Raw genomic sequence first — 23,557 nt, forward strand, 5'->3', positions numbered from 1 at the left:
ACAACTCAGTCTTTACCACGCAGCATGCTGTTCAGCACCCCGTCACGTCGTACCCACGCGTGAAACAGGGCTGCCGCCACATGCAGCAAGACGGTGATGAACAATAAATACGCCAAGTACGTATGCGCGGTGCGCAAGAAGGCGAAGGTCTTGGCGTTCGCGGGCAATAAGGCGGGCAGTTGCAGCGATTGGCTTAGCATCACCGGATCACCCGCTGCCGAGATCATTGCCCAGCCCACAAGGGGCAAGGTGAACATCAGCGCATACAACAACACATGGGACATTTTGGCCGCGAGCACTTGCACCGCAGGCAAATCGGCCGGCAGTGGCGGTTGCCGGGTCGAAAACCGCACAAACAGACGGACCACCACCAACAGCAAAATCGCAATGCCCAACGGTTTATGCAGATTGAGCAGCCATACGTGCCGTGCTGAAACCGACGCGGCCATACCCGCGCCAATAAACAGCATGCTCACGATCATCAAGGCCATCAGCCAGTGCAGCAGGCGCGCCAACGGCGCGAAGTGAGAGACAGGCGCGCTCATGGGCGTGGCTCCTGAGGGAGTTGATCAACTTCACCGGTGCGCCGGTGATACGAGCTGGCGTAGGCGGCAGACCGCGCGGCCAGCAACGGGTCTGCGGAAGCCTGGATACCCGCAGGCAGGATCAAGGGGTCGTAGTTGATGTCGCGGCATTCCCCGCTGTTCTGCGCCTGTGTGCTGGTGAGCACCAACGTGCCCGCCGTGATCACTTTGCGTGCAGCGGGCCAGGCTTTGCTGGCGTCGTCAATCGGGTCGCCGGCCTCGGCCAGGGTCAGGTTGAACTGCCACTTCAAAGGCCCGTTGGCTATGCGCTGCACCAAGTCCTGCTGCAGATAATCGGCTTCGTTCGGGGCAGTGACGCCGGGGGCATCCTGATCCATCGGCACGACGCCCCAACGCACCGCCTGGCGCTCGCCCGCCGAATTCACCAGGTAAAAGGCATTAATCGCGTTGTAGCGCTCAGTGGCAAAACTGGCAGAAGGTTTGGCTGTTTTCACCCATTGCAAAAACGCGGTGGTTTCCGGGTGCGAGGCAAAAAAGGCGGGCATGGCGGTGGGTTTGGGCTTACCGGTGGAAGGCTCAGGGCTGCCCGCTTGAAGCATTTGATAGAAGGCTTGGGGGGTGCCCACCGGAAATACCGGCATGCTGTTCATCCCGGTGCGCCATTGTTGGCCATTGGCTTGCGTAAAACGCAGCGCCAGGCTGCGCAGCGGCACGCTGCTGTCGGGCGCATACGGGTTACCGCTGGGCAGTGCAAAGCGCCCGACCACGGGCGTACGCCCTGGGTGAAAGACCTGCGCACTGGACACGCCCTGCGCATCGCCGTTGCTCTCGAAATAGCCCACCACACAGATGCCTTTGGCATGGTTGCGCCTGAAACCGGGGTGCAGGCCGTTATTGTGCTCCAGGGCGTTGACGAAACTCTTGGGTTGCAGCCGTTGCGGGTCGAACGTCCCATTAACGTAATAAAACGCGGCACCTATCACGGCCACGACCGCACCAATACCGGCTAAACGCACCCCTACTGCACTTGAACTCAAGGGGGATTTGCCAAGCCGCGGGGGCGGCAACTGATCGACCATAATGCACTCCACGGCCACGGGGCCGACAGTTGGGATGGCCTATGAGACACAGGCCATGCAGGCTTATTCCCGTGGCAGGACGATTATTTTCTGCGAATTATTTTGACGCCCCCGGGAATCACTATTAATGCTAGACGTCTTCAGGGCGACGACCCGATTAACCGACCAACACCGTGCAGGCTTCATGCCGTTATTTGATCGCTCATGGTGCGAACACATCCCCTGTCGAACGATCACCCTGACGTGCTCTCAGGGTTGGGTTTTGTGATCCAGCGCGGCATAGAAGTTCGCACTTTGTTGAAGGTATTTTTGCGTGTAGGCCATCGATTTTTTATCACTGGCTAGCGGTGTGGCGCTGGCGGGGAGAGCTACGGTGGCAGAGATGGCGGACGCGGCAATCACAGAGAAAAGATTGAAGTTCATGGTTAACCCTCGACGATTCAGTTGGCTTGCTGCCTTTTCAGGCCGTGGAGCCAACTTAACGCCGGGGGTCATCCGGCAAAAATTCATTGCAGCACTAGCGGGTATCAGCGTGATTGATACCGCGCTGCACGCCCCGCTTTACGGGCGATTGATGAACTTCAAGTCAGAGGGAGCATCCATTTCAAGCGTCTGCACTGCCTTGCCCAGCAGGCCGGTTTGCGGGTCACGCTCAAGCACCACAATGGCGTTGCTCATCTGATTGGCGATCAGCAAAAATTTGCCGTTCGGACTCAAGGCAAACTCACGCGGGTGATCACCTTCAACCGAACGCCGCTGAATTTCGGTCAACTCGCCAGTGGCCGGGTCAATGCTGAACACCAGCATTTCGTTGGCCTTGCCCCGGTTGCTGACATACAGGAACTTGCCATCAGGTGACGCATGCAAGCCGCCAGCCGCACGGTTTTGCGCAGGTTTACCCTGGGCCATTTCAATGGCCTGGCGCTGCTTGAGTTGACCCTTGTCGTAATCAAACACAAACACCTGCGCACTCATCTCAGTGGTCAGGTACGCGTGCTTGCCATCTTTGGAGAACAACAGGTGACGCGGACCGCTGCCCGCTGGCAACTCGATGGCGGCCGGCTCTGCCGCGACCAACGGGTGCTCGGCGTTGGCGGCCGGATCGTAACGGTAGACAAACACCTTGTCCGCGCCCAAATCACTGGCATAGACAAACTGACCATCGGGGGAAGACACCACCGAGTGCACATGGGCTGACATCTGGCGCTCGGGGTTTACCCGGCTGGCTGGATGGCTGCTCATCTGCGTCACGGGTTGCAACTCACCTTGCGCGCTGATCGGCAACACCGCCAGGCTGCCGCCGGGGTCAGCATGCACGCCATAGTTGGCCACAAACAGGTAACGCTCGTCGCTGCTCAAGCTGGAGTGGGTCGGTTCTTTACCCAGGGTTTTAACCTGGTTAATCGCGCTTAAACGGTTGGTTTTTGGGTCAATCGCCAAGCTGCTCACGCGCCCCACGATGTCTGCCTGCCCTTGCCCGTTCTCATTGACCACAAACAGCCGTTGCTGGTCCTTGGACAGGGTCAGCCAGGACGGGTTATCCGTCTTGAACACTTGCAGCGGTTGGGGCGTGATACGCCCTTTATCGCTGTCAAATTGCAGGCGGTAAATGCCCTGGCTTTTGCCCTGGGTATAGGAGCCGACCAGCAGCTCGACTTCGCTTTCAGATTCCGCCTGCGCCGACATCGCGCCGACACTTGAGGCCATCAACAAGGGCAACCATTTAAGCTTCATCAGCGACCTCGCAATCATCGTCATCGTTAGTGGCTTTCAGCGCGCAGAGGCAAACCAGACGGTGTTCCCCGGAGTCACCGATCAGGGTCCAGCTTTGCAAGGTCTCGTCAAACACCGCCGCGTCGAGCTGCGCCAGCTTGAAACTCCAGCGCTTTTCGGCGCGACCGTCCATGCACTTGATGAGCAATTGCACATCGTCCAGAGAGAATTCCCAGGCATGCAGCCCGTCGATGACCAGCATGTCGCTGGTTTCAAGGGCTGTGCGCAAGGTCTGGTTTGAATCGCTCATTCATCAATCACCTGTAAGAAAGGCGCAATGATAGGTCAATCCGTCGCAGTTACCCACGCAAAACAGTGATTGCTTTGTGCATTCAAAGTAAAAAGCGCTCAACAATCATCCGCTGACTAATTTTGCCGTAATACACCTCAGGTACTTTTTCACCGGGTTTAGCTTTGGCTTCAAGGCTTTGCTTGCTGGCTTTACGTTGATCCTTGAGTTTGAAATGCGCCGACGTCGGCGTGTTATCCGGCGCCTCCAAGGTTGCATAGTGCAAGTGGGCATACCACACCACCTGGTTTTTCTTGTTGAGTACCTGATACTCCTGCACGAAGTCGTTTCGAGGCCCAAACATCTTGATCCGACCGCCTTCTTTGTGCAGATGCACATCGCCCTTGTGCAGTAAGAAATCAACGGTGGCCTCAGTCGGCGGCAGTGACTTGAGGATCCACAACGCCTGTTCACGCAGCTTCTGCGCACCCTCGCGCAAGCGTTTGAGCAATGACTGCGGGGTGCCGGACTTGGGCTTGTCTTGCACCGGCTCATCAGGAAATCCACGCTCAAGTTCGCCAATCAGCGCATCAAGCTTGAGCGCTTCACGCTCTAGAATCTCTTCAAGCTCCAGAGGAAATTTGGAGTTTTTTGCGTAAACCTTGACCCGGTTGATCTTAGGGTCAACGTTGCTCAACAGCTCATTGCATTGGGTGCGGATAGCACCAAGCGCTCTGACCGGGGCCGGGGCAGCTTTGGGTTCTATGGCCTCCCAGTAATTGGGGGATGATTCACGAAAGTCCATCTTGGGCAATGTCGCGCCAGGACTCATCGGTCTATCGGCGGGCTCGCTTAGACGTGATTCCCCGACCTTAACGACCAACGGCTCCTGATCTGACGTGCGAGGCTGCACAACACCGATCAATACACCGTTTTTACGGGTCTTGATAATTCTGGAGAGCAGCCGCACGTGTCGTGAAGGATTAGGCTGCGAAGGCAGCCATTCTGTTTCTCGGCGATTCTCGTCGGCCAACTGCTGTTCAACTTTAAGGCTGAATTCTTCGATGAGTTCGGTTAGCCGGTTGTAGTCGGTCAGGTTGAACTTGTCTCCCACTTCAAGGTGCAAAATAGCCAACGAATCCTGAGCCCTGGCATAGCGCTCATGCAGGTCGGTCAAGATCTCTACACGTTCGTGATGTGTAAATAGGCTGGTATCGGACAATTGCGCATGGGTTTGCAGGGAAAACGTCAAAGGCCAGATGATTTCTCTCAGCGCTTGCCACTCTGCACCAAATATCTCTTTGGGGACAATATCGGTCAATATCCCCATATAAATGGACATGAAATCCAGCTCCGTGGCTTGTTGCAAGGTGCCATCTGGACGCGCCACGCGCGCCATGCACCGGGTTCGGGTCTCGGCTTTCGCATAACCCACGCGGGGTGACTCACGTAACACGTCAAGAAGCCGTACTTGTTCGCGAAAATCGTTCAAGTGCTGTTGCTGAGCCTTGAATAACTCGCGTCGAAAGTTGGCATATCGAGCCCCCTCATTTCTGGCCATGATTTCTTCGGCCCTGCCCGCAAATTCGGGATACAGCGCAATGAGATGGATGAGGTAAAGATGCTGGGCATACACGATATCTGTCGCAAAATCGAAAAAAGCTTCGTTGAAATTACCTTCGTGTATATGGTCCTTAACGTCGCTCATTAACGCGTGTCGCTCCTTGAAATTCGCGTATTGCACCGCAAACTCCGCCCGACCTTTCTCTGCCAGTGATCGCAGGTTTTTGACGCGCAAGGTTTTTTCAAGATAGGTCAAGCCCTTACTTAAATCGTTGTCTTGCGTTTCTATTGCCTTTTTGCGCGCTTCATCGAGTTCATCATGGATCTGCTGTTCCTTGGTATAGAACGCATACTCTTGGTTGTTCAACTCATTGATACGCTTGTTGCGCAGTGCTTGCTGCGCAGCCAGTTCGCGACGGGTCTTCGGGCCGCCGCCACGCAAGCGCATGCCCGTGTCAAAGTCCCACTTACCGGTGGCGTCTTGCCGAATCCATGGTCCGGTTTGAGTAGGGTCTCGCGGGTTGATCAAGACCACCCCTTCATCGGCCAGGTACACCTCATAACTGTGCCCCCTGATCACGGCATGCCATCTGCCATCAATGACATACAACCCCTTGTACTGACCCTGCGCGACAGGTGCACGTCCCCCCGGGTCGCGCCCGCGGTTACTGTCCAGCCAAGTCAACTGCGTTTCATTAAAGTGGATACGCGGATTATTGAACCAGGAAAAATCCAGCGTACTGTGCTGATTGCCCACCGCGACGCTAGAGAAATAAACCGGTCCCTGTTCAACCTTGACTGAATCAGGTTCGAAGGCAGCTTCAGCCGGCCGTGGCTGTGGTCCGATAAACTGCGCCGCAAGGGACTCCTCCTCACTCACGGGCACAACCTTGGGCGGCACTGATTGAGTGACATGCAGTAAGACCAGCCCAATATTGAAAAGCAGGTCAATAATCGCCGGTGCCTTGCTGCCTTCCTGGTCATTGCCCAGCGCCTTGATATCGTTCTGTAGCGCTGAAAAGGTCAACACTATCCAACTGAATACAGCTACCGGGCCTCTTAAAAATGGCAACACTGTATTAAACAGTAACCAGCCTCCTTCTTTTAGAGTCGCCCATCGACTCTCTGTGTTGGATACGGATTGGCGGTCAGCCAGCTCAATCAGCGCCCGTGTGTTTTCCATGTACAAATCATGCAAAAACTGACTTCTTAAAGGCCGTAGATAAAACGTCTCGGTTGCGTTTATACCCACGTTAACCAGGCTCAATACGCCGGACTCCATCGTTGCGCGCGACGTCTCAGACATCCAGTCAAGGACGCTGCTGCGCAAGGGTCCCGTTTCGCGTATCGCCTCTAGCAGGGCTTGCGCACTCGTGAATTCGAGTAACACGGCCTTGTACAAGGGCCTATACAAGACGCAACGCCCACCGGGATTATCGGTCAGGCCGATCACAAACATATTGCGCACATAATCAGGCACCGCCTTGGGCCTGCTCAACCATGCCAATGGACTGATGCAAACGCCCTTGCCATCAAGCACTCTGGACATGGCGTCTTCCTGCATCAATGCGCCAATACAGCGATACCCCCAAACAGTCAGCCCTGCGGCCCCTTTCAGCACACTTTCCAAGGCCAGCATCGGCAGTGTCACCCGCAACTGATCAACAAACAGTACTTCTCGACGCACAGACTCATCAGCCTCATCAAGCAGCAAACGCTTGATCAATGCCGGGTATCTGGCCCCCACATCCACTCGCTGAATCAGTGACCGCACGTAAGCCGGTGTCATCCACCAGTCCTGAATCAGTTGATTGTGCCGATGACGAATCGTCATATGCCCGCTGGGTATCGCAGCCAAATTTTGCAACGCCAACTCGGTCAGCGTGAACGTCACCGTTCGCACGCTGCCCGCCGTACCAAACGCACCGCTAGCCACGAGGAAATCGAGCTCGATATCATCCGAGTAATAACCTGGCGCCAAGGGTTGGTCCTTGAGCATTTGTTCACGAAGGACTTTGGACGCGTACGTGTGCAGGTCCTCGATACCGTCGTTAAACGCACGTCCCTTGGCGTTACGCAGGACATTGGCCAGGTCAATAACGTGAGAGCGATATGCAAAGCGATCAGCGGCGCTTGCCTGTTGTAACCATTGAGGCAGAGCCGTAAACACACGCCCCAACGCCGCAGCGTCATACACGGAGTCGGATTCACTTTCTTCATTGAACACCGCGCTCAGGTCAGTGATGTCAGCGAGTTGACGCTCAAGCAGTTCAACTGTGCATTGATTCGCCCCTGAAGGCGGTTTGATCGCTGCCACCTCTTCAAGTTGATTGTTGAGCAAAATCATCGTTTGCGTGTGAAGGCAATCCCCACTGGGTTCGTAGCGCTTCCAAGTCAGCGAATCAATCAGGTAACTGCTGCCCAGCACCCTGCCCATAACGCGGCCATAAGCACTCCACGTTGCAAAAGGCTCGATAGCTCCAGAAGGCTTGCATTGCATCACCTGCTCACGGCCGTCGACCTGATGCGCAATCAGAAGATCGGGGGATAACTGCGTGTACGCTGCCCCCGCTTGGGATACTTGAAACTGAGCGAAATACACCGTGGGCCTATCACTGGCGTTAAACACCCGCAAACGGTCCTCAATCACCGGGTACTTGAGTACCTGGCGCACCACCGCAATCTGCTCATCACTGAGCCATCCACGGGTATTGACCGAAGACAGCAACCTGCCACGCAGCAACGTCACCAACCAATGCTGACGGCTGCGAAAGATTCCCGTCGGCTGGTTCCAATAGTCAACCAGTGCCGCTTGAAAGGCTCTTCTCCACTCGCGCAAAACGACGCGTATGACCTGCTCTACCGTTGTCATCGGCAACAAGGGTGCAGCGCCCACTGACACAACCCCGCCAACGGGCACCTGTGCCAGAAAACATTGCTGAGGTTCGTAATACGTGTAGTAAAGGGGCGTTGCGCAGGCGATATGTCCAAGCACCGCCTCAAGTAGCACGTGTTGACGCGGTACGCTCAGGACGTGTTCTCGCTGATCAACGGTCCAGACAACATTCAGTTGATCAAGCGGCGGCAAGGTTCCCCAGGGGCCCAGTTTGCTTTTCAGGCTCTTCTCAAGCAACTCACTGACAACACTGCGTAATGTCGGCCGTGCGCTAAATTGATGAGCAATGGCCTGTTGCAGTACATCAGTAGGGTTCAGGGCTAGCGGCGTATCGGTGGGGGTTGTCATAGGGTATTGGCTTCCAGAAGGTTCACATTGGCGGGTCACCCACCATTGACGGTCATCTAAAAACAAAAAAGCCCTGCGACTGCGGTACACCTTTATGACGCGATGAGACACCTTGATGTTGCGTTCAGCGATCCATGAAAAAAGGCGCTCACCGATCACTCGGTAAGCGCCTTTGTTTACCCCTGTGGTTTACGCCAGGCTTTTGCTCACCACCTCAAACACATCGCTGGACAGCTCACCCGAATGACGGATGCGCTCCAGTTCAGCCTTCATCAGCGCCTGACGGGCGCTGTCGTATTTGCGCCAGCGCGTCAACGGCGCCAACTGGCGCGAAGCGATCTGTGGGTTTAAGCCGTTGAGCTGGATGACTATATCCGCAAGGAAGCGGTAACCCGAACCGTCCGCCGCATGGAAGTTGATCAGGTTTTGGCCGGCGAACGCACCCATCAACGCGCGTACCTTGTTCGGGTTCTTGATGTTGAAGGCCGGGTGTTCCATCAACTCGCGTACCCGCTGCAAGCCGCCAGGCAAAGTGCTACCCGCCTGCACGCTGAACCACTGATCCATGACCAACGGATTGTCCTTGAAGTGCTCGGCAAAACTGGCCAGTGCCTGGGCCTTTTCAGCCTCGAACGGCGAATTGACCAACACCGCCAGCGCGGTCAGGCGCTCAGTCATGTTGTCGCTGTGCTCGAATTGCTCCAGGGCTGCGGCCAGCACTTCGGGTTTGCCTGTGAGCATCAGGTACGACAACGCGATGTTTTGCAGCGCACGGCGCGCAAAGTGCGACGCTTGAGGCACATACGGCGTGGTTTTGGACACTTCACGGTTGACCTGATAACGCGCCCACAAGGCATCGTAAAGGCTGTCAGCGAGCTGTTTGCGAGCGAATTCGCGGGCGGCATGAATCGCCTCCACATCCGCAACGTCACTGATTTCAGTCAGGTAGGCTTCACCCGGCAGCGACAACATTTCTGCCACCATCGCCTGATCCAGTTGCTCATTGCCCAGCACACTGCGCAGGGCTTGAACCAGGCGTTGATCCATGACCAGCGCCTCGCCGCGCTGATGCTGCCCGATCAAGTCCTGCAACACCTGCACCGCTAACTGCTGACCTGCTTCCCAACGGTTGAAGCCATCGCTGTCGTGTTGCATGAGGAACATCAATTGGTCACGGCTGTACGCAAAGTGCAGTTTGACCGGGGCCGAGAAACCACGCAGCAACGACGGCAGCGGCTGTTCAGTGAGACCGGTAAAAGTGAACGTCTGCTGGCTTTCAGTCACCGACAACACTCGGCTGGTGCCCGCAGGCGACGATTCATCCGCCAATTGCAGTGGCAGTTCTTTGCCCCTGGCGTCCAGCAGGCCCAGTGCCACCGGGATCACAAACGGCAGTTTTTCAGTCTGCCCCGGTGTGGCCGGGCAGCTTTGGGTGAACGTCAGGCTGTAGGTCTGGCTCGCGCCATCGTACTGCTCGCTGACGCTCAGGCGCGGCGTCCCGGCCTGGCTGTACCAGCGCTTGAACTGGGTCAAGTCCACGCCGTTGGCGTCTTCCATGGCACTGATGAAATCGTCGCAGGTCACGGCCTGGCCGTCGTGGCGATCAAAGTACACGTCGCTGCCTTTGCGGAAACCTTCGGCACCGAGCAAGGTGTAAAGCATGCCCACCACTTCCGAGCCTTTCTCGTACACCGTCAGGGTGTAGAAGTTGGAGATTTCGATGAAGCTGTCCGGGCGTACCGCGTGAGCCATCGGGCCTGCGTCTTCAGCAAACTGATGAGTGCGCAGGTAGGCCACGTCCTGGATACGCTTGACCGTCGCCGAGTTCATGTCTGCCGAGAAACCTGCATCGCGAAACACGGTGAAGCCTTCCTTGAGCGACAACTGGAACCAGTCGCGGCAAGTCACGCGGTTGCCCGACCAGTTGTGGAAGTATTCATGCGCAACGATGGCTTCAACGCGCTGGTGGGCGGCGTCGGTCGCGGTCTCGGCACGCGCCAGCACGGCGCTGGAGTTGAAGATGTTAAGGCCCTTGTTCTCCATCGCGCCCATGTTGAAGTCGTTGACGGCCACGATCATGAAGATGTCCAGATCGTATTCACGGCCGTAGGTTTCTTCGTCCCAACGCATGGACTTTTTCAGGCTGTTCATGGCGTGCTGGCACTTGTCGATGTTTTCAGGTTCGACATAAATACGCAGCGCCACCTCGCGCTGGCTCATCGTGGTGAAGGTGTCTTCGACACACCACAGATCACCGGCCACCAGCGCAAACAGGTAAGCCGGTTTTTTGAACGGGTCTTCCCACGTCGCCCAGTGCCGACCTTCGTCCTGCGGGCCGCTGCCCACCGGGTTGCCGTTGGACAGCAGGATCGGGTAGCGATTTTTATCGCCGATCACCGTGGTGGTGAACGTGCTCATCACGTCAGGGCGGTCGAGGTAGTAGGTGATCTTGCGAAAGCCTTCAGCCTCGCACTGGGTGCAAAACATGCCGCCGGACTTGTACAGGCCCTCAAGCGCGGTGTTGGATTCAGGGTGGATCTTGACGCTGGTGTCCAGTACAAACTGTTCGGTTTGCGGGTGCAGGGTCAAGTGGCTGTCCGTGAGCTGATAGTCCTGCGCCGTCAGCTCCAGGTCATTGAGCTTGACCGACAGCAACTCCAACTGCTGGCCATCGAGCGCCAATGACGGCAAGCCTGCACCCCGTGCTGGGTTACGACGCATCACCAGCTGCGCATGAACCAGCGTGTGGTCCTCGAACAATTCAAAGGTCAGGTGCGTTTCGTCGATCAGATACTCGGGCGCCTGATAGTCCTTGAGGTAAATCATTTTCGGTTGTTCGGTGCGCATGCTGGAGTCCTTTTACTGATGCACGGCCAGCTCGTAGGCCGTGTATTTGCGAATGTTGATAACGCCGGTGTCAAAGATCAGGTACTGGCCCTTGATCCCCATCAGCGTGCCTTCGACGATCGGATCTTTGTCCAGATTGAAGCTGACGATCTTGCTCGGGTATTGCTCGACCGGGTAACGGATCTCGATGGGCGCAACGTCATGCAATGGTTGGACCGCTTGCAGGCCAAAACGCTCCTGCAACTGTTGCAAGCCTTCGGCACAGCTCTCAAACAATTGCTCACGCACTGCAACGAGGTCCACCGGCGCGGCGTCGCCCTTGAGCAGTGCACGCCAGTTGGTGCGGTCCCCCACTTGCGAGCGAAACAGGTCTTCGACAAACCCCGATTGCTGTCGCGTGGCCACACGCACAATCGGTATTGCCTGGCTGGCGCCCTGATCGAGCCAGCGCGTGGGCAACTGCGTGGCGCGGGTGATGCCGACTTTGATCCCTGACGAGTTGGCCAGGTACACCACGTGATCGGTCATGCAGAACTGCTCACCCCACGACGGATCACGGCACGTGCCTGCGGCGTAGTGGCAACGCTCCGGGCTCATGATGCACACATCGCATTGGGCCAGTTTGGTCATGCAGGGGTAGCAATAACCTTGGCTGAAGCTTTTTTTGGTTTTGCGCCCGCAGTGGGTGCAGTTGATCGCCCCCAAAAACTCCAGGCGCAGTTTAGTGCCGATCAACGGGTTGACCGGCACCTCGGTGTCACCCAAACGAAACGCATATTGAACAGTCGGCGATTCAAGGCGTGCCGACATTTTGCTGATTGCACCACGACCAATTTCAATCAATGGATGGCATCCGATTTGAACAGGATGTTAGGTACCGAGATGGACTTGGAGCTGCACTCCTGCGGGCCCATGTAACCGGTGCGCTGGTCTTCCGGCAGGTTGTGCAGTTCCCAGGCAATCATGGCCTGCAACGACAGCTCGCGCTGTTCGGCGGTCAGCTTGTTACCGTCCGCCCATTTGCCGATTTCCACGGCCAGTTTCAGGCTCTGGTAGATCTCGGGGGTAATGTTTTGGATCATTTCGTTGAAAGAGGACATGGTTCTTTTTTCCACTAAACAGTAATTAATCGCGTCGTCGCTGCCGCAGTCTGCGATAAGGGCCGAAAAACCTTCGCTCATTTCAGGAAGGCTCGCCACGTATACATTGCAGCCTTGGGCATCGACTTACAGGGCATGAGTCTGCTTTCTTCGGGCCCACAGGCCGCCGAGCAAGCCGGTGAGGCAACCGATCAACAGCCCGCCCACGTGGGCGGCGTTGGCAATCTGTCCAAAACCGATCAGTGACACCAGGCCGGACAAGCACACGGCCAGCCACACCAACATCATCACCAAAACCCCGCGAGGCAGGCGATACAGCGGGTTTGGCGCCATCAACTGGTAAATCCACACATGCCCCAACAGGCCGTACAGCACGCCGGACAAGCCGCCAAACAGGCTCGGGCCGCCAAACAGGTACTGGGCAAAGTTGGACACCAAGCTGAACAACAGGCTCAACCCAATGAGATTGATGCTGCCCTGACGCATTTCGATGCGTCGCCCCAATTCCCAGTACCACAGGCCGTTCATGGCGATGTGCAAGAAACCGAAGTGAATCAGCATCGGGGTGAACAATCTCCACCATTGCCCGGCGGCCAAGCTATCCGACAAAGGTGTGAACTGGATGTACTGCCCGCGAATGCTGAAGTCGAGAAATGTCAGCCCGCTGAGGGTCGAGAGGTTTTCACCCAGTTGCGTCACCACCGCGACGATGATGCACAACAGCAAAATCGCGGCAGTGGCCGGACTGTCGCGCAGTTGCTGGACAAAGCCGGGGCGCGCCATCGCTGGCGGGCGCTCAACAACCGGTAATTGATGCTCGGGATCACCCTGAGGGAAACGCTGATACAGGCTACGCACATCGTCAGCGATGCCGTCAGGCGCCCACACCACTTGCTCGCCCGCCTCTTCACTGACGCGATGCGGCACTTGCAAGCGCTTGAGCAAGCTGACAAAGCCACTTAAATCAGTCGACAGCGGCAAACGTAATACAGCAACAGCACTCATTGAATAGCCTCCGGGCGCTCAACATCCACCCATACAAATTTGTGCGGATCGAGGCGTGTTTCCTGATCCAGACGATAGGCCACCAACTTGCCGTACAACACGGCACTGTAATCCAGGCAGGCCAGGTTTGGCCGGATCGGTGCAGGCTTGCCACTGCGCCAGTAGTGACCGACAAACAACATTGGCTCTTCAATGCCGTAGCGCAGCAAGGCGCCTTTTTCAGTAGGCGATAGGGGCTTTTGTGCCACGCCTGCGGGCAGTGCATCCGGCTGAAACACAATATCGCCGTAGGTCTTGGGGTCGTCTTCCCAGAATTTGGTGCGAAAAAACGCTCGCGTCAGACCGTCGCCACCGGTCAACGTCATGCCGTTCGGCAAGCGCATGTCGGTGCCGCGCAGCAGGCGATTGAAGCTCATAGTGGCAAAGCTTTCAGGCTGCGCCGCCGCTTGCAGGAACGGTTCGTCGATGCAGCCATCGGGGTATTGCGCGCGCAGGGTGGCAATCACATCCGCATCCCAGCAGGCATGCACCACCCGAAAGCGACCGGCATCGACAAACAGCGGCATGTCGTAAAACCACTGCACAAAGTCGCGCCACTCGCCGGGGTACTGGGCAAATTGCTCCAGGGTTTCGTGGATCAGCCGGGTGTGGCGCGGGGTGTGCTCACGCACATACTGCTTGCCACTGCCCGCAGGCGCCGGTGTGCACCAACCCAGCGCGTTGAACTCATGGTTACCCATCAGGCACAGCGCGTGCTGCGCCACAACCATGTCGCGCACGATATGCAGCGCCTCGCGGATCCGCGGACCGCGGTCGATGATGTCACCCAGAAACACCGCCATGCGTTGCGCGTGTTGCCACACACCGCCACGTTTGCGATAGCCCAGACGCTCCAACAGATGCTCAAGGGTATGAGCACAGCCATGCACGTCACCGATCAGATCGTAACTGCGCGCGGGATCGAGCATCAGTCGCTCCTACCGCCCAGTCGGCTACCCCAACCGAGCTTGGTCCGACACACTTCATAGTAGTTGTGGTCCAACGGGTGAATCAGGCGCAGCTTTTGCGCTTTTTTGCTGACGGTGATGGTGTCGCCGGGCGCGCAGGTGAAATGGTTCTGACCGTCGCACGACACTTGTGGGTAGATCTGCATGTCCTTGGCCACCACGATTTTCAGCTCGCTGTTGCCATCCACCACAATCGGCCGGCTGCTGAGGGTGTGCGGGTACATGGGCACAATGACAATGGCATCCAGCTTGGGGTGCATGATCGGGCCGCCGGCCGACATGGCGTAGGCCGTGGAGCCCGTCGGCGTGGCCACGATCAGGCCGTCGGCTTTCTGGCTGCACACGAACTGACCGTCGATGTGCAATTCGAATTCAATCATGCGCGTGGATTTACCGGGGTGCAGCACCACGTCGTTCAGCGCGTCGCCCTGGCCAATGGCTTCGCCGTGACGGCGCACTTCGGCTTGCAACAGAAAGCGGTTTTCAACCAGGTAATGGCCGTCGAGCACCTCGGCCACTTTGACTTCGAGTTCATCCGGACGAATGTCGGTCAAAAACCCCAGGCTGCCCCGGTTGATGCCCAGCACCGGGACATTGTGCCGCGCCAGTGCGCGAGCGGCGCCCAGCAAGCTGCCATCGCCGCCGACCACAATCACCATGTCGCACACTTCACCGAGCATTTTGCGCGACGAAGTTTGCAAGCCATGACCGGGCAACACTTCGGCAATGGTGTCTTCGAGGATCACGTGCATGTGCCGCTCGAGCAGGAATTTTTTCAGTCGGCGAACCGTGTCGAGCACTTGCGAACTGCCCAAACGACCAATGATGCCGATATTACGAAATTGCTCCATGAGGCTCCTGCGGGATACGTGACGGGCGAAAACGACGATTATGGGCGAAAGCACACGATAGACAAAACCCTTTCAGCCCTTCAGCACGCTATGCTCGCAGCATGATCCTCTTCCCCGACTTGCTCAACCTGCCCCGCCAGCTACGTCACCCCCAGGTGCGGGATTTGGCGTGGGTGATCCTCGCGCCCCCTATGCTCAGCCAAACCCCGTGGCCACAACGTCACCCGCTGGCTGGCAGCGACTGGGTACAGGCCCCGGATGCGCTCGAGCACTGGCTGCGGGCACTGGATCAGCACAGCCAACCCCTGGAGGACTGGCTCGCGCAGGCCACCACGCGCAGGCTCGGCCGTTACTACGAGCGACTGTGGCAGTTTGCTATCCAGCGCGCACCCGGTGTGGCGTTGATTGCAGCCAACCTGCCCATTCGCGTGGGTGGCCACACGCTGGGCGAACTGGACATGCTGTTGCGTGATCGCGACGGCGTGCATCACCTCGAACTGGCGATCAAGCTCTATCTGGGGCCGCAACAGGGCGACGGCCGCGACCCCGCGCAATGGCTTGGCCCCGGCAGCAATGACCGACTGGACCGCAAACTCAACCACTTCGCCCAGCATCAGTTGCCGATGTCCAGCCGGGCGCAAAGCCGCGAGATTCTGGCCGGGCTGGATATCCAACAGTTCAGCGCGCACCTGTGGCTGGGCGGCTACCTGCTGTACCCGTGGCCCGGCCATGCGCAGCCGCCGGCGGGCGCTCACCCTCAACACTTGCGCGGGCGGTGGCTGCATCAGCGCGACTGGCCTGCGTTTGTCCGTCAGAGCGCCCAAGGCTGCTGGCAGCCGCTGCCACGCCATGCGTGGCTGGCGCCCGCCCACTACGGCCCGCAAGACTGCTGGAGTGCATCCCAGCTCAAGGGCTGGCTGAGCCAATTACATCCCCAGGCACCCGCGCAATTATTGGTGCGCCTGACTCAAAATAACGACGGTGACTGGGAGGAAGCCGAGCGTTTGTTTCTGGTGTCCGACGTGTGGCCAAACCTGCCGGGGAACAGCGAATCCATGCAATCGTGTGCAACCGTATTAAAGTGAACGCACTGCGTCAGAAAAGAACGCAGGCTTAAGACCTGAACCGTGAGGAAACACCATGTCCTGGAAAAGCTCGACTGACCGTTACAGTCGTATGTCCATCGCCCTGCACTGGCTGATGGTGCTGTTATTTGTATTGATCTACGCCGCCATTGAGTTTCGCGGGATCTTCCCCAAAGACAGCGACGGCCGCACGCTGATGAAAGATGCACATTTCATGCTCGGTTTAACCGTGTTTGCGCTGGTTTGGCTGCGCCTGCTGGCACGCACCCTTGGCGTGGCGCCCACCATCACGCCAACACCGCCCGCCTGGCAAACCGCACTCGCGACCCTCATGCACTGGGCGTTGTATGTGTTCATGATCGCCATGCCGGTCATGGGGTTTCTGGTGCTGAGCTACAACGACAAGTCGATATTTTTCTACGGCTTTGACCTGCCGCCGTTAACCCTCAAAGACATCGACACTGCCAAACAGATCAAGGGCTGGCACGAACTGGGCGGCACCCTTGGTTACTGGCTGATCGGTCTGCATGCACTGGCCGGCCTGGCGCATCACTACGTGATCAAAGACAACACCTTGCTGCGCATGCTGCCCAAGCGCAGCTAAACCGTTGAGGCAAATCCCCGGCGGCCCTGCAAGCCGCCGGTGTGCACAAAAACCACTCGCCGACCGCGTGCAATATGCCCCGATTGCACCGCCTCTTTGAGCGCCAACAAGGCCTTGGCGGTGTACAGCGGTTCCAGCGGCAACCCACTCGACTGTTCGCTGGCGCGCATAAATTCCAGCAACTGATCATCGACCTTGGCAAACCCGCCACGGCTGGCCTCGATCAACTGATAAGGCCGCGAGGCCAGCCCGGCCTGTTGCAAGATGGCCTGCACATTAGGTGCCACCCCATGATCCTGCGGCACCGCCAGCGCGCCAAACACCTCGCGCGGGTCTGCAAGCACCAAGCCTGCCAGCGTAGTCCCGGTGCCCGCCGCCAACCACCACGCGTCATAATCCGCCCAGCCGACAGCACCCAGTTGCTCGCGCACCTGCGTCACCAGCGGCGCGCACCCTAAAGCGCCCGCCAGCCCACCTCCGCCTTCGGGCACGGCGTGTAACTGCGGATACATCTCGTGCCAGGGCAGCCAGAAACCCGGCTCATGCCGGGCGCGATACCCGGCAAACCCCAGCCAATGCAGATGCATGCCAAAGTCTTGCAGGTCGCGGGTGGTCGGTGTTGCTTGAGGGTGCCCGCGCAGCAGGCCCACGGTGGTAAAGCCGAAGCGTTTACCCGCCGCGGCCAGCGCATGCAAATGATTGGAGTGTGCCCCGCCGAGGCTGATCAGGCCCTGCGCGCCAGCGGCCTGAGCGGCCCTTAAGTGATGATGCAGCTTGAACCATTTGTTACCACTGATCAGCGGGTCAATCAGGTCCAGGCGCAGCACCGCCACCTCTACCCCGGCGTTTGTCAGCCAGTCAACGTGCAAGCGCTGCAAAGGCGCATAAGGCTGCCAGTCAATCAAAGGCACGGTCACGGCAGACTCCGCTCAAAAATGAGCGGAGTTTAGCGCACCTCAATCGCTTATAGCTCGGCCGCCAGCCGCGACCCCTGATTGATCGCACGCTTGGCGTCCAACTCAGCGGCAACATCGGCGCCACCGATCAAATGCACGCGCTGCCCGGCGGCTTCCAGACCTTGTTGCAATTCACGCAGCGGGTCCTGGCCTGCGCAGATCACGATGTTGTCGACCGCCAGCAGTTGCGGCTCGCCCTCGCCGATGCGGATGTGCAGACCTTGATCGTCAATGCTCAGGTATTCGACGCTGTTGAGCATCTGCACGTGTTTGTTTTTCAAGCCGGTGCGGTGAATCCAGCCGGTGGTTTTACCTAAACCTTCACCCACTTTGGTTTTTTTGCGCTGCAACAGGAACACCTGACGCGCGGGCGATTCAACCTCAGGCTGGATACCTGCCACCCCGCCACGGGCTTCAAGCCGGGTGTCAATGCCCCACTCCTTCCAGAACGCGTCGCGGTCCTGACTGGTGGATGCGCCCTTGTGCACCAAAAACTCCGACACATCAAAACCGATACCGCCCGCGCCAATCACAGCCACCTTGGCGCCCACCGGCTTGCGTTGCAGGATCACATCCAGATAACTCAGCACTTTGGGGTGATCGATACCCGGGATCGCCGGGGTGCGCGGTGCAATGCCGGTGGCCAGAATGATTTCGTCGAAGTGGCCCGCCAGCAGGTGCTCAACGTCCACGCGGGTATTGAGACACACCTCGACCCCGGTGGTTTGCAGCTTGCGCTTGAAGTAACGCAGGGTCTCGAAGAACTCCTCTTTGCCCGGTACACGTTTGGCCACGTTGAACTGGCCGCCAATTTCACTGCCCGAATCAAGCAACGTGACCTGATGCCCCCGTTCGGCCGCCACAGTGGCCGCCGAGAGGCCCGCTGGACCGGCACCGACCACGGCAATTTTTTTCACGTCGATGGTCGGCAAGTAGTTGAGTTCGGTTTCATGACAGGCGCGCGGGTTGACCAGGCAACTGGTGAGTTTGCCGCCAAAGGTGTGATCCAGGCACGCCTGATTACAGCCAATACAGGTGTTGATTTCATCGCTGCGCCCGGCAGCGGCCTTGTTGACGAATTCAGGGTCAGCCAAAAACGGCCGCGCCATCGACACCATGTCGGCATCGCCCTCAGCCAGAATCTGCTCGGCGATCTCAGGGGTGTTGATGCGGTTGGTGGTAATCAGCGGCACGCTGACCGAGCCGCGCAACTTGGCGGTGACTTTGCTGAATGCGCCACGCGGAACTTTGGTGGCAATGGTCGGAATACGCGCTTCATGCCAGCCAATACCGGTGTTAATCAGGGTTGCACCGGCCTGCTCGACCGCTTGGGCCAGTTGCACGATTTCATCCCAGACGCTGCCGCCCTCCACCAGATCAAGCATCGACAGGCGATAAATGATGATGAAGTTCGCACCCACCGCTTCACGCACGCGGCGCACGATCTCGACCGGCAGGCGCATGCGATTTTCATAGCTGCCGCCCCAACGGTCAGTGCGATGGTTGGTGTGAGCCGCCAGGAACTGGTTAATGAAGTAGCCTTCAGAGCCCATGATCTCGACGCCATCATAGCCAGCGCTTTGCGCCAGTTTGGCGCAGGTCACGAAATCGCTGATTTGCTTCTCGATACCCGCCTCGTCCAGTTCTTTGGGCTTGAACGGGTTAATCGGTGCCTGAATCGCACTCGGCGCCACTTGGCGAGGGCTGTAGGCATAACGCCCGGCGTGAAGGATCTGCAAACAGATTTTGCCCCCCGCTGCGTGCACCGCTTGCGTCACCACCACATGCTTCTCGGCTTCTTCAGCGGTACTGAGTTTGGCTGCACCGCTGTACACACCGCCTTCGTCGTTGGGCGCGATGCCACCTGTGACCATCAATCCCACGCCGCCTTGGGCGCGTTCGGCAAAGTAGACGGCCATGCGCTCGAAACCGCCGGGTTTTTCTTCAAGGCCGGTGTGCATCGAGCCCATCAAACTGCGGTTGCGCAGCGTGGTAAAACCCAGGTCCAGCGGGGCCATCAAATGCGGGTAGTGAGTGGCAGTCATCAGGTTGCTCCACAACAGGCTAATTCACGGAACGCGGGATGCTCTGCGGCTCCCGTCGTTGAAGGTAAGGCACAGTAATGGCATGCCCGACCCCGCTCAATGACCCAAAGTGACAAATTATTAACCCAATTGCGCAGCGCCCCTTGGCAAGTGTGCATACGCCACCTACCCTAGACGCCGAATCCTGCAAATGGCTGCCTGCTCTATTTCCCATGCGTACTTTAATTGGCTGCACCCTACTGATTGCTCTTGCCGCCGCGGGTGGCGGTTATGCGTACTGGACCGAGCAACGAGAGGTCGGCCACTACCTGTCTGACCTGCGGGTTGAACTGGCGATCAACGATGGCGTCGATAGCGGACGTGGCAACTTGTTAGGCATCGAAGCCCAACTGTCGCCGCGTGACTATCAAAGCCTGGCGCTGCTTCACCTCAAGCTGGCCGCCTATATGAGCAAAGCGCGTGATGCCGGTTTGCTCAACGACAAAACCATCGTCGTATTGCCCGAGCACATTGGCACCTGGCTAATGTTTCGCGGTGAAAAAAACGAACTGTACCAAGCCCGCGATTTGAACGAAGCCATGCACTGGCTGGCCATCAGCAACCCGTTGACGTTTACCCGTGCGTGGCTGGGCGCCGTCGGTGAAAGCCGCCTCAACGATGCGCATTTGCGCATGAAAGCCGCGAGCATGGCCGCTGATTACCAAACCTTGTTTGGCGGGCTGGCCAAGGAGTTCGGCGTGACGCTGGTGGCCGGGAGCATTGCGCTGCCCGACCCGCGCATCGAAAACGGCACGCTGCGGGCAGGCACGGGGCCGCTGTACAACAGCAGTGTGGTGTTTGACCGCAATGGCGCCGCGCAGGGCAAACCGCAGCGGCAATTGCTGCCCACCTATGAAGAACAAACCTACATCCAGCCCAGCCCCGACCACCAGCTGAATGTGATTGACACCCCGGCCGGGCGCCTGGGCATTTTGCTCGGCAGCGACAGCTGGTACCCCGAAAACTATCGCTCACTCAACGAGCAGCAGGCGCAGTTCATCGCGGTGCCTGCGTTTATCACGGGTAAAGACACCTGGCAAAAACCGTGGGGCGGCTATAAGAGCGTTTCGACACCCAGCGAAATCAGCCTCAAGCCCGGTGAAGTCAGCGAGGGCGCAGCCTGGCACCGTTTAACGCTCATCAGCAGCGTGCCCACCAGCACCGCCGAAGCCGGAATCACGGTGTTCTCACAAGGCAAGTTCTGGAACAAGCACAGTGGCGGGCAAAGCTTTATCAGCCGTAACGGTTTGACCAGCCATGACATGCCGGTGACCAGCGCACGCCTGCTCAATCTCTGGTTGTAAACCATGAAACCGTTGCCGATGCGCCTGGGGGATTTATCGGTCGGCTTCGTGCAGCAACTGGCCGATGCGGTGCGCAGTTATGGCCACGACCCGCAGCCTTTGCTCAACCAGTACGGGCTGGATGCCGCCCGCTTGAGCCAGCCGCTGGCGCGGTTGTCGATCCCGCGCTACATGCGCCTGGGGCATGCCGCCATTGCGCTGACCCAGCAACCGGCGCTGGGTTTGCGCATGGGCCAACTGAGCCGCCTGAGCCAGGCCGGGCTGGCCGGCGTGACAGCCGCCCAAGCGCCCACGGTGCGTGAAGCGGCACGCACATTGATTCGTTTCGAAGCGCTGTATGGCTCCAATTACCGCGGTCAGTCGAGCCTGCACGAAGATGCCCGGGGCGCCTGGCTGCGCTTTTATTCCATCAGCCCGTATAACGCCTATAACCGCTTTGTCGTGGACTCGATCATTTCCGGCTGGCTGCACCAGTTATCGTCGGTGGCGGGCACGACGCTGATCAGTGAACACATCGACATCGAGTTCAGTGAGCCCGATTACGCCGAGCAATACCGCCACCTCAGCCATCACCCGCTGCACTTTCGCGCCGACACCAATCAGTTGCGCTTGAACCATGACGCGCTGGACCTGCGCAATGCGCAGCATTGCCCCAGCACCTGGTCTTGTTTGCTGCTGATGTGTGAACGCGAACTGGAGCAACTGACCCGCACCCGCAGCCTGCGTGAACGCATCACTCAACTGCTGGGACCGTTGCTCAATGGCGGCCGTGAACCCGACCTGGAAGAAGTGGCTGCGCGCCTCAAGCTGCCGACCTGGACCCTGCGGCGCAAGCTCACCGAAGAAGGCACGCAGTTTCGCGCCATTCTCAACGACACGCGCCGCGACCTCGCCATGACCTACATCCGCGATACAGAGTTGGCGTTTGGTGAAATTGCGTATTTGTTGGGATTTGCCTCAGCCGAGGCGTTTCAACGCGCCTTCAAACGCTGGAACGCCGAAACCCCGGGAGAGTTTCGACGTCGCCAGCGCCAGTCGGCTTGACAGGGCAACGCTGCGATCACAACTCGGTGGCGTCATCAGCGGGGTCCTGCGGGTCCAGTTCAGATGCCTGATATTCAAGCAGCTCTTCCTGATAGTCATCCATGTCGGCATCCTTGGGTGTCTGGGGTCGTGTTCGAGCCAGCATAAGGTGCCCGCATGAAGGAAAAATGACACCTTCGCGGGCAGACCCGGCGCTCAGCATTAAACGTAGCAGAACGTTTCGGATTTACCGCGCCTTTATTGCATCGGCATCGCTTCAAGGGTTGCGGGTGCCGTCACGGGCACAGGCGCTTGAGCCGGTTGGGACGTTTCAGGTGCCGGGGCATCAGACGCCTGCGGTGCTGCAGGCACTGGCACTTGAGGTGTTACAGGCACCTCGATCGGGGTAATGGGTGCCGCTTCAGCTGGCGGCACCACCGGCTGTGAGCCGACCGGCTCGGCCACCAGCGGCTCAGCCAGCGGTGTTGCGGGCACAACCACAACCGGGGCGATAACGGCCGGCGCCACCGGTGCAAGCGCGCCCGGGACGTCATCCACCTTGGCAGGCACCGGGTCAGGCACCCCCAGTTCAGCCTTGGGTGTCTCTTCGATGTGCGCAGCGTGTTTCACATCTTTGGGCAAATACACTTCGACCAAGGAGAAGAAGCGATCATAAAACTGCGCCGACGACACGGTTTCGCTGGCGACTTTGACCATCGAGTCATCGGTCGAGCCAATCGGCATCGACACCGATCCCAACACGCCCACCCCCAGGCTGGCCGAATTATTCACCTTCTTCAGCGCATAGCGGTCCTGCAAGGCGTTGGCAAACATGGTGGAGTGATGGCTGGCTGCGCCGTCATCGGCACAGACCACGCTAAAGCTGATTTCCAGATGGCTTTCACCGGTTTGTTGAAAGCTTTTGTGGCCACTGATCATTTTTGGGTCGCGACTGCCGATGATGTAGCCCTGACTGAGCAAGGCACGGCGCGCCGCTTCGCACGCGGCTTTGTCGGCCACCGGGTAGTTGCGCGAGAACGTGCCGGAGTCATCGAAATTTTCATGCTCGTAAATCGCGGTTTTCTGCGTCGAGCAACCTGCGAGGCTTGTCAGCACAAAGGCGGCAAAAGCAGTACGCAGGGGGAATGACTTGAACATTGAACATCCTGAAGAGAACGGTGCGGGCGAATGCGCGCAGTTTGCTCGGATGAGTGACGCAGAACAAGTCGAAGATGAGGCGCCCGTGCGTGGCCTGCGC

Annotated in this window: 20 protein-coding genes; 4 read left to right on the forward strand and 16 right to left on the reverse strand. The window is 58.3% G+C overall.

Annotated elements, in window-relative coordinates; translation table 11 throughout:
• Window positions 1–5 precede the first annotated feature (5 nt).
• The 12 genes from GYN01_RS12655 to GYN01_RS12710 all read right to left on the reverse strand — a co-directional run bounded on the left by GYN01_RS12655 (window position 6) and on the right by GYN01_RS12710 (window position 15,243).
• Window positions 6–545 carry a cytochrome b gene (locus GYN01_RS12655; RefSeq protein ID WP_048401870.1) on the reverse strand — a complete coding sequence of 180 codons (540 nt, stop codon included), beginning with the start codon at window positions 543–545 and terminating at the stop codon, window positions 6–8.
• Window positions 542–1,624 (reverse strand): catalase family peroxidase, encoded by a 1,083-nt coding sequence (locus GYN01_RS12660; protein WP_048401868.1) that lies wholly within the window; start codon window positions 1,622–1,624, stop codon window positions 542–544. The genes GYN01_RS12655 and GYN01_RS12660 overlap by 4 nt, the downstream gene beginning before the upstream one ends.
• 249 nt (window positions 1,625–1,873) lie before the next feature.
• Window positions 1,874–2,047: a hypothetical protein gene (locus GYN01_RS12665; RefSeq protein WP_165599935.1), complete on the reverse strand. Its 174-nt coding sequence runs from the start codon at window positions 2,045–2,047 to the stop codon at window positions 1,874–1,876.
• 138 nt (window positions 2,048–2,185) lie between these two features.
• Window positions 2,186–3,358, reverse strand: coding sequence for a lactonase family protein (locus tag GYN01_RS12670; protein ID WP_048401867.1), 1,173 nt, complete (start codon window positions 3,356–3,358; stop codon window positions 2,186–2,188).
• A complete protein-coding gene (locus tag GYN01_RS12675) occupies window positions 3,348–3,647 on the reverse strand; it encodes a DUF5629 family protein (protein ID WP_048364991.1) in 300 nt (99 codons plus the stop codon). The genes GYN01_RS12670 and GYN01_RS12675 overlap by 11 nt, the downstream gene beginning before the upstream one ends.
• 82 nt (window positions 3,648–3,729) lie before the next feature.
• On the reverse strand, window positions 3,730–8,433 hold the full coding sequence (locus GYN01_RS12680) for a dermonecrotic toxin domain-containing protein (protein WP_203307240.1): 4,704 nt from the start codon (window positions 8,431–8,433) through the stop codon (window positions 3,730–3,732).
• Between the two features lie 189 nt (window positions 8,434–8,622).
• The gene (gene pepN, locus GYN01_RS12685) at window positions 8,623–11,280 is read right to left on the reverse strand and encodes an aminopeptidase N (protein ID WP_048401863.1); all 2,658 of its coding nucleotides are present in this window, start codon (window positions 11,278–11,280) and stop codon (window positions 8,623–8,625) included.
• A gap of 12 nt (window positions 11,281–11,292) precedes the next feature.
• Window positions 11,293–12,123 (reverse strand): DUF2797 domain-containing protein, encoded by an 831-nt coding sequence (locus GYN01_RS12690; RefSeq protein ID WP_048364994.1) that lies wholly within the window; start codon window positions 12,121–12,123, stop codon window positions 11,293–11,295.
• On the reverse strand, window positions 12,120–12,380 hold the full coding sequence (locus tag GYN01_RS12695; protein WP_048365111.1) for a YeaC family protein: 261 nt from the start codon (window positions 12,378–12,380) through the stop codon (window positions 12,120–12,122). The genes GYN01_RS12690 and GYN01_RS12695 overlap by 4 nt, the downstream gene beginning before the upstream one ends.
• A gap of 126 nt (window positions 12,381–12,506) precedes the next feature.
• Window positions 12,507–13,385 carry a rhomboid family intramembrane serine protease gene (locus GYN01_RS12700; protein ID WP_203307241.1) on the reverse strand — a complete coding sequence of 293 codons (879 nt, stop codon included), beginning with the start codon at window positions 13,383–13,385 and terminating at the stop codon, window positions 12,507–12,509.
• Complete coding sequence (locus GYN01_RS12705; protein WP_048401861.1) at window positions 13,382–14,353, reverse strand: metallophosphoesterase; 972 nt, start codon at window positions 14,351–14,353, stop codon at window positions 13,382–13,384. Before GYN01_RS12705 ends, GYN01_RS12700 begins: the two co-directional genes overlap by 4 nt.
• On the reverse strand, window positions 14,353–15,243 hold the full coding sequence (locus GYN01_RS12710) for an NAD(+) kinase (RefSeq protein WP_048364997.1): 891 nt from the start codon (window positions 15,241–15,243) through the stop codon (window positions 14,353–14,355). Before GYN01_RS12710 ends, GYN01_RS12705 begins: the two co-directional genes overlap by 1 nt.
• A gap of 101 nt (window positions 15,244–15,344) precedes the next feature.
• On the opposite strand from GYN01_RS12710, the gene GYN01_RS12715 reads away from it, so the two are divergent.
• Window positions 15,345–16,328: a DUF1853 family protein gene (locus tag GYN01_RS12715; RefSeq protein ID WP_203307242.1), complete on the forward strand. Its 984-nt coding sequence runs from the start codon at window positions 15,345–15,347 to the stop codon at window positions 16,326–16,328.
• Between the two features lie 55 nt (window positions 16,329–16,383).
• Window positions 16,384–16,932: a cytochrome b gene (locus tag GYN01_RS12720; RefSeq protein ID WP_048364999.1), complete on the forward strand. Its 549-nt coding sequence runs from the start codon at window positions 16,384–16,386 to the stop codon at window positions 16,930–16,932.
• Here the strand turns inward: GYN01_RS12720 and GYN01_RS12725 are convergent.
• Both GYN01_RS12725 and GYN01_RS12730 read right to left on the reverse strand, forming a co-directional pair.
• Window positions 16,929–17,849 (reverse strand): pyridoxal-phosphate dependent enzyme, encoded by a 921-nt coding sequence (locus GYN01_RS12725; RefSeq protein ID WP_203307243.1) that lies wholly within the window; start codon window positions 17,847–17,849, stop codon window positions 16,929–16,931. The genes GYN01_RS12720 and GYN01_RS12725 overlap by 4 nt on opposite strands.
• A 47-nt stretch (window positions 17,850–17,896) precedes the next feature.
• Window positions 17,897–19,933: an NADPH-dependent 2,4-dienoyl-CoA reductase gene (locus GYN01_RS12730; protein ID WP_203307244.1), complete on the reverse strand. Its 2,037-nt coding sequence runs from the start codon at window positions 19,931–19,933 to the stop codon at window positions 17,897–17,899.
• Between the two features lie 212 nt (window positions 19,934–20,145).
• Here GYN01_RS12730 and GYN01_RS12735 point away from each other — a divergent pair, with 212 nt between their 5' ends.
• A complete protein-coding gene (locus tag GYN01_RS12735) occupies window positions 20,146–21,276 on the forward strand; it encodes a carbon-nitrogen hydrolase family protein (protein WP_048365002.1) in 1,131 nt (376 codons plus the stop codon).
• 3 nt (window positions 21,277–21,279) lie between these two features.
• Window positions 21,280–22,320, forward strand: coding sequence for an AraC family transcriptional regulator (locus GYN01_RS12740; protein WP_048365003.1), 1,041 nt, complete (start codon window positions 21,280–21,282; stop codon window positions 22,318–22,320).
• A 16-nt stretch (window positions 22,321–22,336) separates the two neighbouring features.
• Here the strand turns inward: GYN01_RS12740 and GYN01_RS22485 are convergent, their stop codons facing one another.
• Both GYN01_RS22485 and GYN01_RS12745 read right to left on the reverse strand, forming a co-directional pair.
• Window positions 22,337–22,465: a hypothetical protein gene (locus GYN01_RS22485; protein ID WP_275296435.1), complete on the reverse strand. Its 129-nt coding sequence runs from the start codon at window positions 22,463–22,465 to the stop codon at window positions 22,337–22,339.
• 92 nt (window positions 22,466–22,557) lie between these two features.
• The gene (locus tag GYN01_RS12745; RefSeq protein ID WP_203307245.1) at window positions 22,558–23,457 is read right to left on the reverse strand and encodes a DUF2242 domain-containing protein; all 900 of its coding nucleotides are present in this window, start codon (window positions 23,455–23,457) and stop codon (window positions 22,558–22,560) included.
• Window positions 23,458–23,557 lie beyond the last annotated feature (100 nt).

Source organism: Pseudomonas weihenstephanensis, assembly GCF_016812185.1.
Classification (GTDB): Bacteria; Pseudomonadota; Gammaproteobacteria; order Pseudomonadales; family Pseudomonadaceae; genus Aquipseudomonas; species Aquipseudomonas weihenstephanensis.